Source organism: Vibrio maritimus (assembly GCF_021441885.1).
In the GTDB taxonomy this organism is placed as follows: Bacteria; Pseudomonadota; Gammaproteobacteria; order Enterobacterales; family Vibrionaceae; genus Vibrio; species Vibrio maritimus_B.
Genome location: NZ_CP090438.1, coordinates 44,770 through 58,743 on the forward strand (window position 1 = coordinate 44,770; position 13,974 = coordinate 58,743).

The 13,974-nt window shown below is 48.0% G+C and carries 11 protein-coding genes; 7 read left to right on the forward strand and 4 right to left on the reverse strand.

The window, feature by feature from the left end; translation table 11 throughout:
• Positions 1 to 225: 225 nt before the first annotated feature.
• A complete protein-coding gene (gene uvrD / locus LY387_RS00215) occupies positions 226 to 2,397 on the forward strand; it encodes a DNA helicase II (protein WP_234494921.1) in 2,172 nt (723 codons plus the stop codon).
• 731 nt (positions 2,398 to 3,128) lie between these two features.
• Here the strand turns inward: uvrD and LY387_RS00220 are convergent.
• Both LY387_RS00220 and rarD read right to left on the reverse strand, forming a co-directional pair.
• Complete coding sequence (locus LY387_RS00220) at positions 3,129 to 3,785, reverse strand: LysE family translocator (RefSeq protein WP_112478781.1); 657 nt, start codon at positions 3,783 to 3,785, stop codon at positions 3,129 to 3,131.
• Positions 3,786 to 3,802: 17 nt separating this feature from the next.
• A complete protein-coding gene (rarD, locus tag LY387_RS00225) occupies positions 3,803 to 4,720 on the reverse strand; it encodes an EamA family transporter RarD (protein ID WP_234494922.1) in 918 nt (305 codons plus the stop codon).
• Between the two features lie 205 nt (positions 4,721 to 4,925).
• On the opposite strand from rarD, the gene recQ reads away from it, so the two are divergent.
• The 3 genes from recQ to LY387_RS00240 all read left to right on the forward strand — a co-directional run bounded on the left by recQ (position 4,926) and on the right by LY387_RS00240 (position 7,938).
• Complete coding sequence (gene recQ, locus LY387_RS00230) at positions 4,926 to 6,761, forward strand: ATP-dependent DNA helicase RecQ (protein ID WP_234494923.1); 1,836 nt, start codon at positions 4,926 to 4,928, stop codon at positions 6,759 to 6,761.
• Positions 6,754 to 7,056: a DUF3630 family protein gene (locus LY387_RS00235; protein ID WP_128649908.1), complete on the forward strand. Its 303-nt coding sequence runs from the start codon at positions 6,754 to 6,756 to the stop codon at positions 7,054 to 7,056. The genes recQ and LY387_RS00235 overlap by 8 nt, the downstream gene beginning before the upstream one ends.
• Before the next feature lie 210 nt (positions 7,057 to 7,266).
• Positions 7,267 to 7,938, forward strand: a complete 672-nt coding sequence (locus LY387_RS00240) for a 7-cyano-7-deazaguanine/7-aminomethyl-7-deazaguanine transporter (RefSeq protein WP_042503155.1) — start codon at positions 7,267 to 7,269, stop codon at positions 7,936 to 7,938.
• Positions 7,939 to 8,030: 92 nt separating this feature from the next.
• On the opposite strand, the gene gppA is transcribed toward LY387_RS00240, so the two are convergent.
• Both gppA and rhlB read right to left on the reverse strand, forming a co-directional pair.
• The gene (gene gppA, locus LY387_RS00245; RefSeq protein ID WP_234494924.1) at positions 8,031 to 9,527 is read right to left on the reverse strand and encodes a guanosine-5'-triphosphate,3'-diphosphate diphosphatase; all 1,497 of its coding nucleotides are present in this window, start codon (positions 9,525 to 9,527) and stop codon (positions 8,031 to 8,033) included.
• A gap of 52 nt (positions 9,528 to 9,579) precedes the next feature.
• Positions 9,580 to 10,872, reverse strand: a complete 1,293-nt coding sequence (gene rhlB, locus LY387_RS00250) for an ATP-dependent RNA helicase RhlB (protein WP_234494925.1) — start codon at positions 10,870 to 10,872, stop codon at positions 9,580 to 9,582.
• Positions 10,873 to 10,980: 108 nt separating this feature from the next.
• On the opposite strand from rhlB, the gene trxA reads away from it, so the two are divergent.
• From trxA to LY387_RS00265, 3 genes are all read left to right on the forward strand, one after another.
• Positions 10,981 to 11,307, forward strand: a complete 327-nt coding sequence (gene trxA / locus LY387_RS00255; RefSeq protein WP_042478899.1) for a thioredoxin TrxA — start codon at positions 10,981 to 10,983, stop codon at positions 11,305 to 11,307.
• A 192-nt stretch (positions 11,308 to 11,499) separates the two neighbouring features.
• Positions 11,500 to 12,759: a transcription termination factor Rho gene (gene rho / locus LY387_RS00260; RefSeq protein WP_042478896.1), complete on the forward strand. Its 1,260-nt coding sequence runs from the start codon at positions 11,500 to 11,502 to the stop codon at positions 12,757 to 12,759.
• Between the two features lie 129 nt (positions 12,760 to 12,888).
• Complete coding sequence (locus tag LY387_RS00265) at positions 12,889 to 13,887, forward strand: hypothetical protein (RefSeq protein WP_234494926.1); 999 nt, start codon at positions 12,889 to 12,891, stop codon at positions 13,885 to 13,887.
• Positions 13,888 to 13,974: the final 87 nt, after the last annotated feature.

A 13,974-nucleotide genomic window follows, 5' to 3' on the forward strand; every position in this document is an offset into this window, starting at 1 on the left:
TCACAGGTCACTGTTTGCGACTTGCTTATCCAATAGGATAGGAAGCCAAACAAAAATCTTTCAAAAAGATCAAAAAAACTTTGTAATAATGTTAAGTGTCATGATATATCATTGATTTGTATTTAATTTTTTTAAATTTAAAATTAAGAAAATTTTCTGAAATGGTGAGACTGTTTGAGTTATAATCAACTGATATGTATAAATAACCAGTAGCTAAGACTCATCATGGATCCTTCTCTTCTTCTCGACGGTCTCAATGACAAGCAGCGTGAAGCTGTTGCAGCCCCTTTAGAGCACATGCTCGTCCTTGCCGGTGCAGGCAGTGGTAAAACGCGCGTTCTGGTGCATCGTATTGCTTGGCTTATGTCGGTAGAGAACGCCTCTCCGTTTTCCATTATGTCTGTGACCTTTACCAATAAAGCGGCAGCAGAGATGAGAGGGCGTATTGAAGAGCTGATGATGGGCAGTGCTTCTGGTATGTGGAACGGCACTTTCCATGGCATCTGTCACCGCATCCTGCGTGCGCATTATCTCGATGCTAAGCTTCCAGAAGATTTCCAGATCATTGATACCGACGATCAGCAAAGGCTGTTAAAACGTCTCATCAAGGCGCAGAACCTGGATGAGAAGCAATGGCCAGCACGTCAGGCAGCTTGGTGGATTAATGGTAAGAAAGATGAGGGGCTACGACCTCAACATATCGATAGCTACCAAGATCCTGTGACTAAGACCTATTTGCAGATCTACACCGCGTACCAAGAGGCGTGTGATCGTGCTGGGCTGGTGGACTTTGCAGAAATCCTGCTGCGTGCCCATGAGCTGCTGCGTGATAACAAGTTTGTTCGTGAGCACTACCAAGCGCGCTTCAAACACATTCTGGTGGACGAGTTCCAAGACACCAACAACATCCAGTACGCCTGGCTGCGCATGATGACCGGCGCTGACTGTAAGGTGATGATTGTTGGTGATGATGACCAGTCTATTTATGGCTGGCGTGGTGCTAAGGTCGAGAATATCCAGAAGTTCTTAGATGAGTACCTAGGTGCGAAAACCATTCGCCTTGAGCAGAACTACCGCTCCACTAAAACCATCCTTGAAGCTGCCAACGAGCTGATTGCCAACAATACTGAACGTATGGGTAAGGAGCTATGGACGGAAGGTAACGAGGGTGAAAAGATTTCTGTTTACTCTGCGTATAACGAGCTGGATGAAGCGCGTTTTGCCGTGGGTAAAATCAAAGAGTGGCATGATAAAGGTGGCAGTCTGACAGATTGCGCCATGCTATATCGAAACAACGCCCAGTCCCGTGTTTTAGAAGAAGCCTTGATTCAAGCGCAGCTGCCATACCGTATCTATGGTGGTATGCGATTCTTCGAGCGCCAAGAGATCAAAGATGCTCTGGGCTATTTGCGCTTGATGGCCAATCGCAACGATGATGCCGCATTTGAACGTATTGTGAATACACCGACTCGTGGGTTGGGGGATAAAACCCTAGATACCATTCGTTTTGCCGCTCGCGATCGCGGGGCAACGCTATGGGAAGCGAGTATTGCACTACTGGATGAAAAGGTTCTTGCTGGGCGCGCTGCTGGCGCGCTATCGCGTTTCATTGAGCTTATCAATGCACTCGAAGACGACACGTTCGAATCGCCGCTTCATGAGCAAACTGACCATGTGATCAAGACCTCTGGGCTATTTGCTATGTACGAGCAAGAGAAGGGCGAGAAGTCTAAGGCGCGCATTGAAAACTTGGAAGAGCTCGTCACCGCAACGCGTCAGTTTGAGAAACCCGAAGAAGCGGAAGATATGACGCTGCTGACGGCGTTCTTAACTCATGCAGCGTTAGAAGCTGGAGAAGGTCAAGCCGATGAGTTTGATGATGCGGTGCAGCTAATGACACTGCATAGTGCTAAAGGTCTCGAGTTCCCAATGGTATTTATGGTGGGGGTTGAAGAGGGCATGTTCCCTAGCCAGATGTCGGCGGAAGAAGCGGGCAGGTTGGAAGAAGAGCGTCGCCTCTGTTATGTGGGTATGACGCGGGCGATGGAGAAGCTGTTCATCACCTACGCAGAGATGCGTCGTCTTTACGGACAAGACAAATATCATAAGCCGTCTCGTTTTATCAGAGAGTTGCCAGAGACATGCTTGCAAGAAGTTCGTATGAAGGCGCAAGTCAGCCGTCCAACGACAGCGGGACGCTTTAGCCAAACGGAAGTGAAGAATAACTTCAACGAAACGGGCTTCAATCTAGGTGAGCGTGTCATGCACCCTAAATTTGGTGAAGGAACCATCATCAACTTTGAAGGAAGTGGCCCACAAAGCCGCGTACAAGTTGCCTTTAACGGTGAGGGTATCAAGTGGTTGGTGACGCAGTACGCCAAGCTAGAAAAGCTGTAAACGATTCAACATGAACGTTTAACCAAAAGGAGCTTATCGATGGGCTCCTTTTTTGTATCTAGTGTTCTAGGTTGAGCCTTGTTTTGAATCGCTAGATCGCAGACAAAGAAAAACCCCGAGGGCTTGCGCCCATCGGGGTTATAGTCTTACTCGCAGCAATCCGGCTACTAAAAGTGCTCCATGCATCTAATCCATGATAGTGTGCTGTAATCCGTCAGCTTAGTCCTTTCGTCGCCTTCCTAGCGGTGTCCTAATGATCTTATCCTGATCTGCTAACAATCCTCGTTAGCGCACTTCACTTGTTCCCTGAGCGGTGTCCCTGACATCATCCTGATGCTAAGTCCTTGCCTCATCCAGAGGTGTCCATTGTCTTTCCTTAGTAGTAACCATCCTAGTTACTATTGCGTCCATTCAATGTCCAATTTGCTTTCCATGCCGATCATTCATCCTGAATAACCGTATCTTCTTCCTGAAGATGCCCAAATCCGTGAGCGTTTCCTGTTCCGTGTCAGCATCCTTCCGACATGGTTAATATTAAACGAAACTGGCCTCGGAGCAATCCAGTTAAACGGTAATAATCCACTGTCTCAGCAAAGCGAAATTATCTCTATTCTAATAAAAACAGATAGTTAGCTCGTTTTAGGGGTGAATGCTTGTAGCACGAAGCGATAAACACCTAAGGCTTTGTGAGAGATCTCTCACACGCTGCGTGTCGAATGGCGCAAAATACCCTAAAGGCCGGAAATCACCTGAGTGAAGATGGTCACACCAATTCCAGAAAACAGCACACCACATAGCCCATCGATGTAGATAGCCGCTGATCCAAGCTTACGCTGCATGCGCTTAGTCGATAGCGCCCAGGCTAAAAACGAGAACCAAGCCAAGGAAAGCGACCATAGAATTACGAGAGCCGCCACTTTACCCGGAATCGACATGGTTGATGGCACCAAGCTAGACATCAAACTAATAAAGAACACCAAGGCTTTCGGGTTGAGAATATTGGTGGTAAAGCCGCGAGAGAACGCCTGTCTTCGGCTAGAAAGCAGAAGACTAGGGTCATTGGCAAGGTCACTTGGCTGGTGGCGCTGTGCCCATCTACCCCATACGGAGCGCAAGGCGCCAATACCAAGGTAAAGCAAATAGCTGCCGCCAGCGATTTGCACCACGGCAAACAGTGTTGGGTGCTGATGTACGACATAGCTCACGCCCGTTAGACTGAAAATAGAGTGCAGCAAGATGCCAAATGACAGCCCCAGTGCAATATAAAAGCCAGTCTGGCGTCCAAATCGAGTCGCATTTTGTACCACGAGCGCAAAGTCTGGGCCTGGGCTCATGAGGGCAACAAAGTGCACCGTGGCGAGAGTGACTAGAATAGTGATTTCGTTCATTGTTTTCTGTATCTGTATTACTGAGTTTTAGCCATTGTCTTCTTATTGCTGCGATTGGTTTTTAGTCCATCGAAGCTAAATACCACCAATGCACCCCAAATGAAGGCAAAGGTGAGCGCTTTATCTAACGTAAAGGCTTCGCCATACACGAGTACCGCAAGCAAGAACATTAAGCTCGGGCCAATGTATTGGAAAAAGCCAAGAGTCGACAGCTTCAAGCGTGTCGCCGCACCGGTAAAGCACAATAGTGGTAGCGTGGTAACGATACCTGCAGAGATAAGCAGGAGGTTCAGTGTCGTGCTGTTATCCATCATATTGGACGTCGCCGTATCCGCGATAAATAGCACATAAATCGCGGCAGCTGGCAACATCACTAAGGTTTCAATGAATAGCCCGGTTTGAGCATCTAAACTGACTTTCTTGCGCAGCAAACCGTATAGGCCAAAGCTCATAGCTAGCGCGAGGGCGACAACGGGTACCGAACCAAATGCAATAAGCTGAATTAGAACGCCGATGGTGGCAAGTGCGACCGCAAACCACTGCAGTTTTCTAAGTCGTTCACCTAAAAACAGCATGCCGAGTATCACGTTGATGAGCGGGTTGATGTAGTAACCCAGGCTAGCATCGAGCATGTGATTGGCGTTAACCGCCCAGATAAAGATAAGCCAGTTAATACCAACGAGCAGTGCGGTGGTGACTAGGTAGCCCATCTTCTTTTTAGAGCGCAGCACATCGCGAACGCTGCGCCAGCGTCGACCAAAATGCAGCAAGACAGTCAGCAACACAAATGACCAGATCACTCGGTGGCTGAGAATTTCTAGGGGAGAAACGCTACCTAGTGCCTTAAAGTAGATAGGGGCGATACCCCACATTGTGTAGGCACCGATGGCGAGCAGTACGCCTTGTTTGGCTCTTTGTTGTTCTTCTAATGACATGCAAATTTTCTCAAGAGCAGGTCTGTGACCTAAAAGGGGGAGGAAAGCGTTTGAGTATAACGTGTTGTGGTGTTTTGGACTATTTAATGCTCGATCTGAAGCTACTTTTTCTTCACCTCGCAGAGCAAATTGAGTTTCCTTCAAGTGACAACCCCTCTACAATGTAGCGTTTTCAACCCATCAAAGACTTTCATCAGGATATTGCATGACAGCCGTACTCGCTGCAGAACAATCTGAATCACTACCCAGTTCGCAGTCGGTCTTAGAGTCCGTTTTCGGCTATCAAGAGTTCCGTCCGGGACAGCAAGAGGTTATCGATAGTGCCATTGCGGGCAACGATGGACTAGTGATCATGCCAACCGGTGGTGGTAAATCTCTGTGCTATCAGATCCCTGCCTTGGTGAGACCCGGCGTGACCTTGGTTATCTCACCACTGATTTCCCTGATGAAAGATCAAGTAGACCAGCTCAAGGCTGACGGCGTCGCTGCAGAGTGCATTAACTCGACTCAGTCGAGAGAGGCGTTGATTGATATCTATCGCCGCATGAACAGCGGACAGGTCAAGCTGGTGTATGTGTCACCAGAGCGTGTGTTGATGCACGACTTCATCGAAAGGCTAGAGCATATTGAGCTGTCGATGATTGCCGTGGATGAAGCGCACTGTATTTCTCAGTGGGGGCACGACTTTCGCCCTGAGTATGCCGCACTCGGTCGACTAAAAGAGCAATTTCCCTACGTGCCCGTTGTGGCGCTGACAGCAACCGCCGACGATGCCACTCGAAAAGACATCATCCATAGGCTCAATCTACAAAACCCTCATGAGTATTTAGGCAGTTTCGACAGACCTAATATTCGCTATACCTTGGTCGAGAAGCATAAGCCGGTCTCGCAGATCGTGCGCTTTCTTGGCGAGAACAAGGGCGGCAGCGGAATCATCTATTGTGGTAGCCGTAAGAAAGTGGAAATGCTCACCGAAAAGCTTTGTGGCAACCATATTCGAGCGGCAGGCTATCATGCCGGTATGGACACCGATGAACGCGCCTATGTTCAAGATGCGTTTCAGCGTGACGACATTCAGGTTGTGGTGGCAACGGTGGCCTTTGGCATGGGTATCAACAAGCCGAACGTACGTTTCGTTGCTCACTTTGATATCCCGCGCAACATAGAATCTTATTACCAAGAGACCGGCCGTGCAGGACGTGATGGTTTACCCGCAGAAGCCATGATGCTTTACGATCCTGCTGATATGGGCTGGCTGCGCCGCATGGTGGATGAAAAGCCAGAAGGACCACAAAAGCAGGTCGAGAATCACAAGCTTAACGCCATGAGTGCGTTTGCGGAGGCGCAAACCTGCCGTCGTCAGGTACTGCTTAATTACTTTGGTGAGTACCGAGAGCAGCCTTGTGGTAACTGCGATATCTGCTTGGATCCACCGAAGCACTTTGATGCCACCCAAGAGGCGCAAAAGGCGCTTTCATGTGTCTATCGCGTCAATCAAAGCTTTGGTATCAGCTATGTGGTAGAGGTGCTGCGTGGTATGTCGAATATCCGTATTCGCGAGCATGGGCATGACAAGCTCACCACTTACGGTATTGGTCGAGACCATAGTCACGATTACTGGGTGAGTATCTTTAGACAGTTGGTGCATAAAGGGTTATTGAGCCAAAACATCACTCGTAACTCGACGTTGCAACTGACAGAAGAAGCGCGTCCTCTTCTGCGCGGTGAAACCACGCTGGAGCTTGCTGTACCAAGACTCGATACCGCGGCGCGCAGCGCGAAATCCGATAAGCTGGCGTCGAAACACTACGACAAGAAGCTGTTTGCCAAACTACGTAAACTGCGTAAGTCGATTGCGGATGAAGATGGCTTGCCACCGTATGTGGTGTTCAGTGACGCGACCTTGATTGATATGGCGGAAATTTTACCGACCTCGTACGGTGAAATGCTTGCCGTGAACGGGGTGGGTGAGCGCAAGCTTGAAAAGTATGCGGATCCATTCCTCGACTTAATACAGGAGCATTTGACGGGTCATGGCTGATTTTGGTCTTCGTGAATATATTGAACAGGAAGGTAAACTGCTTATCATCACGCCTTCCTTTGACTTTGATAGTTTTGACTCGCTAGCGGTGTCGATGCTCGGCCAGCTTTCAGCTACGGTAGTAGAAAAGCAGTGGGATGCGGACATTCATACCTGGCTGGTGGATTTTGAAGGTTGTCGTATGCTGCTAAAAGGCGAGCATTACAGTGAGTCAATGTGGTTTGAGGCCTTGGATATTTCGGCGAGCAAAGAAGAGTTTGATTTCTTAGCGGGTCTATTTCGTCGCGGCTTTTGACCTAATACATTCAGTTGTTAGCTCGAAAACGTTTGCTCTATTATCCTCTATTGCGCGTCAAATTGATTAATGTATAATCGCCCGCCGCTGAGCTTAGTTAATCAAACAATGAGTTAAACAAGCAGGCACAATAAACCATTTTATTAGTCACTCGAGGCTTTGCCTCAACTTGGGTTCCCTCAACCCCAAGCAAAACGAAAAAGGTACAATATGAATCCGTTTTCTCCTGCGCAGCAGCGCAAAGCCCTGACATTTCTCGTTCTATTTCACTTGGTGATCATCGCATCCAGTAACTACTTGGTGCAGCTACCGTTTACTATTTTCGGTTTCCACACCACGTGGGGCGCATTTACTTTCCCATTCATTTTCCTTGCGACCGATCTGACCGTACGTATCTTTGGTGCTGGTTTAGCCCGTAAGATCATCTTCTTGGTCATGCTGCCTGCGTTGGCGGTGTCGTATGGGTTATCGGTATTGTTCTTTGAAGGGCAGTTCCAAGGCTTTGGGCACTTGGGTGAATTTAACCTGTTTGTTGCTCGTATCGCTGCGGCAAGCTTTATGGCTTACCTGCTGGGACAAATACTAGATGTGCATGTTTTCAACCGTCTGCGCCAAATGAAGCAGTGGTGGGTGGCTCCGACATGTTCAACACTGTTTGGTAACGCGCTGGATACGCTAGCCTTTTTTGCTATCGCATTCTACCAAAGCCCAGATCCGTTTATGGCAGAGCACTGGACTGAGATCGCCTTGGTCGACTACGGCTTTAAGCTGGTGATCAGTCTTGGTCTGTTTGTACCAATGTACGGCGTGCTGCTCAACTTCTTGGTTAAGAAGCTTACCGCAGTGAACCCAGAGTTAAAGGTGACCGGCGTAAAAGCCTAATGAGTCTCTAGAAGCTAAATATAAAAAATCCCGAACTGTTTGGTTCGGGATTTTTTTTTCACAGTAATCAGCTTGAGCCGCTGGGATCAGGCTTAGACCGCCTGAATCGTCAATGGCCAACCGGCATCTGACTGTCGGTTAGACTCGATTTCCAGCTCTGCTGCTGACAGAGGATGGGCTTCTAACCACTGCTTGTCGATAGAGAGCGTTAGGCTGTTGCCTTCACACTGCACTGCAAATTGAGGCTGCAGATCACGCTGACGGCGGTGAGTAATGATCACCGATAAGCGCAGTAGTCGCAGTACGCGCTCGGCACTTTGTGTCGATAAAGCATGCTGCGATGGCAGTGGTGTCAGTTGGTCTTTGTATCGACGAACCACTTCAGCTAGCAGATGCTTTTGCGCACGAGTAAAACCCGGTAGATCTAAGTTTTGAAGTAAGTACGCACTATGTTCACCGGCCTTTTTAAAGTCTAAGGTTAGGCCGATTTCATGCAGTTTTGATGCTGCTTCAAGCAGTGCAATGGCATGTGGCTCTTCAATCCAGCTTTCATTACCACAGCTTACCAATAAGCTGGTGGCAGTAGCCGCAACTTGATCGCCGTATTCCACATCGAGCTGACAACGGGTTTGCACGCTGTTAATCGTACGCGCACGAATGTCATCTTGTTGCAGCTCTTCGACCATGTCATACACCATGCCTTCGCGTAGCGCACCGCCCGCGAGTGTCATGGAGTCTATGTTCAACAGCTCAAAGATAGCGATTAGGATGGATAGGCCGCTTGGGAAAACCAAAGCCCGTTCCAGCGTTAGACCATCAATATCGAGCTCTTCGAGATGATCGGCTTGCATCGCTTGCTTTTGAAGTCGCTTGAGTTTGGCATGAGTGATGACCTCATCCATACCTTGCGCCAGCATGATCTCTTGCAGAGCTTGAACTGTGCCACTGGCACCCACACACACGTCCCAGCCCAATCCCTGATACTGCTCTAGAATTGGGGCGAGCGTCTGTTTGGCGCCTTCGATAGCGCGTTCGAAGTTGGCTTTGTTTAGCTGGCGGTCTTTAAAGAAACGCTCTAGCCAAGTCACGCAGCCCATTTTCAGACTGGTCAATGCTTTTGGCTCGAACCCTTCGCCAATAATAAGCTCGGTACTGGCACCGCCAATATCGACCACAAGGCGACGACCTGTACCGCCAGACGTATGAGCCACTCCTTTATAGATAGTCGCTGCTTCTTCTTCCCCGCTGATCACTTGGATTGGGTAGCCCAAGATTTGATTGGCCTTGGTTAGGAATACATCGACATTGGTCGCGGTACGCAGCGTTGCGGTACCGACGATACGGATGTTTTCCTTTGGGATATCCTGAAGTCGTTCTGCGAAAAGACTAAGACAATCCCAACCACGTTGCATCGCTTCTTGACTGAGGGCCATCTCATCATCAAGGCCTGCGGCCAAACGCACCTTGCGTTTAATCTTGGCCATGGTCTGAATGCTGCCATCGATATGACGTACAACCAACATATGGAAACTGTTGGAGCCAAGATCGATAGCCGCATACAAAGGTGAAGAATTCACTGCGAGACTCATAAAAACTGCTTACTTCCTGTTCAGATTACTGCTTATGTCAGATCTCGGCCTATTAAGACCTTGGTGATCTTGGCCTTCTTTGAGGCTTTCTGTTTGATGGTCGTGAACCACCTGTGTTAGTACGACGAGGACCTGAGTTACGGCTCTTCATAACAAGCGGAGCAGGCAGTTCGGTCAACAGCGCGCTTGAGTCATAGTCAGACACTGGAATGGAGTGCTCGATATACTCTTCAATCGCTGGCAGGTTGATCGCGTACTCTTCGCAAGCAAAGCTGATTGAGTGACCACTTGCACCAGCACGGCCTGTACGGCCAATACGGTGAACGTAATCTTCACAGTCGTCAGGTAGGTCGTAGTTGAATACGTGCGTTACTTGAGGGATATGTAGACCACGCGCTGCAACATCCGTCGCAACCAGAATATCCACATCACCTTTTGTGAATTGCTCAAGGATCTTCTCACGCTTCTTCTGCGGTACATCACCAGTCAAAAGACCTACGCGATGGCCGTCAGCAGCTAGGTGGCCCCACACTTTTTCACATTTATGTTTGGTGTTAGCGAAGATAATAGCGCGATCCGGCCATTCTTCCTCTACCAGCGTTTGCAGTAGCGCCATCTTTTCATTGTTTGATGGGTAGAACAGCTCTTCTTGAATGCGGTGACCCGTCTTTTGCTCAGGCTCAACAACCACGTGCTCAGGGTTATGCATATGTTCAAACGCAAGCTCTTGTACACGGTAGGACAAGGTTGCAGAGAACAGCATGTTGAGACGGTCTTTAGGCTCAGGCATACGGCGGAACAAAAAGCGAATGTCTTTAATAAAGCCAAGGTCGAACATACGGTCGGCTTCATCAAGCACTACAGCTTGAATGTTGTTGAGGTTAAAGACACGCTGCTTGTAGAAGTCGATAATACGTCCACAGGTACCGATAAGGATATCGACGCCCTGTTCCAGCTTAGCAAGCTGCTTGTCGTAGCTATCACCACCGTACGCAAGTGCTGTTTTCAGACCTGTGCTTTCAATGAGCGGCTTGGCATCATTGTGGATCTGGATAGCAAGTTCGCGCGTTGGAGCCATGATGATCGCGCGCGGTTGTGTCGCTTTGCGGCCCTCATGCTCAGGCGTATTTAACAGGTGATTAAAGGTAGCAGTGAGAAACGCGAGCGTTTTTCCAGTCCCGGTTTGGGCCTGTCCTGCAATATCTCGGCCGGCGAGCAGTACCGGCAGCGCCAAGGCTTGGATAGGGGTACAATATTCGAACCCTTTTTTTTCCAATCCTTCAATGATTTGCGGGTGCAAATCTAAATCGGCGAACTTTTGCTCTGTGATATGCGTCTTTTTCATCGGTATAGAATATCAGCTTAAGCTTGCAATACGAAGGTAAATACATTCCAATAGGAGATCTAATTGTTGGTGATTATCTCATCAATACAAAAAATATCGGAGTGAAAGATGAGTGAAAAGATTTTGCAGCTGACGGATGACGGTTTTGAAACTGATGTAATTAATGCTGCAGGCCCGGTTCTTGTTGACTTCTGGGCGGAGTGGTGTGGTCCTTGTAAGATGATTGCCCCAATCCTCGATGAAATCGCAGATGAGTACGAAGGCAAACTCACTATCGGCAAGCTAAACATCGACCAAAACGCAGGTACTCCACCTAAGTTTGGTATCCGTGGCATTCCAACGCTACTACTTTTCAAAGATGGCGGAGTGGCAGCGACTAAGGTTGGCGCACTGTCAAAAACTCAGCTAAAAGAGTTCTTAGACGAGAACTTATAATGAGAAGTAACGAAAACCGTGTATCTTAACAAATACACGGTTTTGTTTTTTTCAAAGCTAGACTAGACTCTTTTTTAGTGATAATTTATCGCACGTTAATTAAACAAGTGTTCACTTCTTGGTCGATCCTGTGACCAAATCCTTCTTAACAACAAAACAGATCCTATTTTGACTAAACAAACATCCACCACAATGAACTTAACAGAATTGAAGAACAGACCTGTTTCTGAGCTCGTTAAACTTGGCGAATCTCTTGGTCTGGAAAACTTAGCTCGTCTGCGTAAGCAAGACATCATCTTCGCCATCTTAAAAGCCCATGCGAAAAGTGGTGAAGATATCTTTGGTGACGGGGTCTTAGAGATTCTTCAAGATGGTTTTGGTTTCCTGCGTAGCGCAGACAGTTCATACCTTGCTGGCCCAGATGATATCTACGTTTCTCCAAGTCAGATCCGTCGTTTCAACCTGCGTACAGGTGACTCGATTGCCGGTAAGATTCGCCCACCAAAAGATGGCGAGCGCTATTTCGCACTTCTAAAAGTAAACACTGTTAACGCTGACAAGCCAGATAACGCACGTAACAAGATCCTGTTTGAAAACTTAACTCCTCTGCATGCTAATGAGCGCATGACTATGGAGCGTGGTAACGGTTCAACAGAAGACATTACTGCACGTGTTCTTGATCTCGCGTCTCCAATCGGTAAAGGTCAACGTGGTCTCATCGTGGCACCACCTAAAGCGGGTAAAACCATGCTGCTGCAAAACATTGCGCAGAGCATTGCCCACAACCACCCTGAATGTGAATTGATGGTTCTACTTATCGACGAACGTCCGGAAGAAGTAACTGAGATGCAGCGCCTAGTTAAAGGTGAAGTAGTGGCATCGACGTTTGATGAGCCAGCGTCTCGTCACGTTCAAGTTGCTGAGATGGTTATCGAGAAAGCGAAGCGTCTTGTTGAACACAAGAAAGACGTGGTTATCCTACTGGATTCTATTACTCGTCTAGCGCGTGCTTACAACACGGTAGTACCTTCATCAGGCAAGGTTCTTACTGGTGGTGTTGATGCGAACGCACTACACCGTCCTAAGCGTTTCTTCGGTGCAGCTCGTAATGTAGAAGAAGGCGGCAGCCTAACTATCATCGCAACAGCGCTAGTGGATACTGGCTCTAAGATGGATGAAGTTATCTACGAAGAGTTTAAAGGTACAGGTAACATGGAACTGCACCTAAACCGTAAGATTGCTGAGAAGCGCGTTTTCCCAGCGATTGACTTCAACCGTTCAGGTACACGTCGCGAAGAGCTACTAACGAAAGCAGATGAGCTACAGAAGATGTGGATTCTACGTAAGATTGTTCACCCAATGGGCGAAATCGATGCGATGGAATTCCTAATCGACAAGCTTGCTATGACTAAGACTAACGATGAGTTCTTTGACGCGATGCGTCGCCAGTAATCGTTAATCGAGTCCGCAAAGCGGACAACGAGTCTCAAATTTTAAACGTCACCCTTTTGGGGTGACGTTTTTGTTTGCACTTCCCCTGTTTCGCGCGCACAATACTGAGTGTGTTAACAGGAGGTTAATATGCTACAAGGATGGTTAGCGTCTTTACTCCTCGTATTGGCAGTGTCATTTTCACAGCCAGTTTATGCGTCTAAGGAAATGACGCAGCAGGAGGTTGATCACTGGATGCAAAGCCCTGTGGTTTTGCAGAAAGTAGACGATTTTTTATTGTTGGTAGAACAAGACGATACCGACAGCCTCAGATTCGCGTTAAATCGACTCGCGTTGCCTCAGCAAGAGGTAGCGAGATTTTTGCTGCTCAAGCACCTTGAAGACAGTGAGCGTATTCTTTCCCCTAAAATGGCCATTTTCGTACAAAGCCAAAAATCCTTACCGCCTACTTATACTATGCTCGAGCGCGGTGATGGTTATGAATTTTCGATCCCTGCGTTTAATTATCCCGCCATATCAGCGCGTCTAATAAAGCGTTGGAACAGCGACCAAAAAACCTTGGAATTTATCCTTCAGGCTGAAAGTGAACAGCTAGTTTTGCGTGATTGGTTGTCACAGGGCAGTGATTATGAACGTAAGATTCGCGAAGACCTGCTTGTCAAAGAGTTTGACAGTTTGTCACCCAAAGCAAACGCCTATATTACACAACAGCTTACCGAAGCCAAGATCACGGAATGGTTGCCATCAACACGAGTTTTAGTACGTATGGCTCAAGTTAACGAAGACGAAGCTCTGTATGACTTACTGTGGAAAATGCGCGCCGACTATCATAGCCAAGCAGAGCTAGAGAGGCTGGCGAGTGTCTCTTCACCGTTTGCACAGAAGCAGATTATGGCAGCCGCACGTAACCCTAGTCTCAAGCGCCAGGCGATCACTGAGCTTGCTCAAATTACGCCACTCCCAAGTGAGGTAAAAACCTTCTTGGTGACGCGAATGACAAGAGTCGAAGATGCAAGCTTTGTGGCGACACAGCTAGCGCAGAATGGTCATAGTGGTTGGGTAAGAGATGTGCTTTCAACCAATAGCCAGGTCAAATCGAGTCTTATTTTGCAGGCGTTGTCGAACTAACTGAATTTGTCAGCCTCTTTGGTTAGTTGAGAGGACATTTCGCTAGATGATAGATTTACGTATATAATGGCACCATCTTTCAAGGCG

What these genes read in the sequence shown, in the direction of transcription:
- uvrD (WP_234494921.1), top strand. Translation starts at nt 226, where the DNA reads ATGGATCCTTCTCTTCTTCTCGACGGTCTCAATGACAAGCAGCGTGAA.
- LY387_RS00220 (WP_112478781.1), bottom strand. Translation starts at nt 3,785, where the DNA reads ATGAACGAAATCACTATTCTAGTCACTCTCGCCACGGTGCACTTTGTT.
- rarD (WP_234494922.1), bottom strand. Translation starts at nt 4,720, where the DNA reads ATGTCATTAGAAGAACAACAAAGAGCCAAACAAGGCGTACTGCTCGCC.
- recQ (WP_234494923.1), top strand. Translation starts at nt 4,926, where the DNA reads ATGACAGCCGTACTCGCTGCAGAACAATCTGAATCACTACCCAGTTCG.
- LY387_RS00235 (WP_128649908.1), top strand. Translation starts at nt 6,754, where the DNA reads ATGGCTGATTTTGGTCTTCGTGAATATATTGAACAGGAAGGTAAACTG.
- LY387_RS00240 (WP_042503155.1), top strand. Translation starts at nt 7,267, where the DNA reads ATGAATCCGTTTTCTCCTGCGCAGCAGCGCAAAGCCCTGACATTTCTC.
- gppA (WP_234494924.1), bottom strand. Translation starts at nt 9,527, where the DNA reads ATGAGTCTCGCAGTGAATTCTTCACCTTTGTATGCGGCTATCGATCTT.
- rhlB (WP_234494925.1), bottom strand. Translation starts at nt 10,872, where the DNA reads ATGAAAAAGACGCATATCACAGAGCAAAAGTTCGCCGATTTAGATTTG.
- trxA (WP_042478899.1), top strand. Translation starts at nt 10,981, where the DNA reads ATGAGTGAAAAGATTTTGCAGCTGACGGATGACGGTTTTGAAACTGAT.
- rho (WP_042478896.1), top strand. Translation starts at nt 11,500, where the DNA reads ATGAACTTAACAGAATTGAAGAACAGACCTGTTTCTGAGCTCGTTAAA.
- LY387_RS00265 (WP_234494926.1), top strand. Translation starts at nt 12,889, where the DNA reads ATGCTACAAGGATGGTTAGCGTCTTTACTCCTCGTATTGGCAGTGTCA.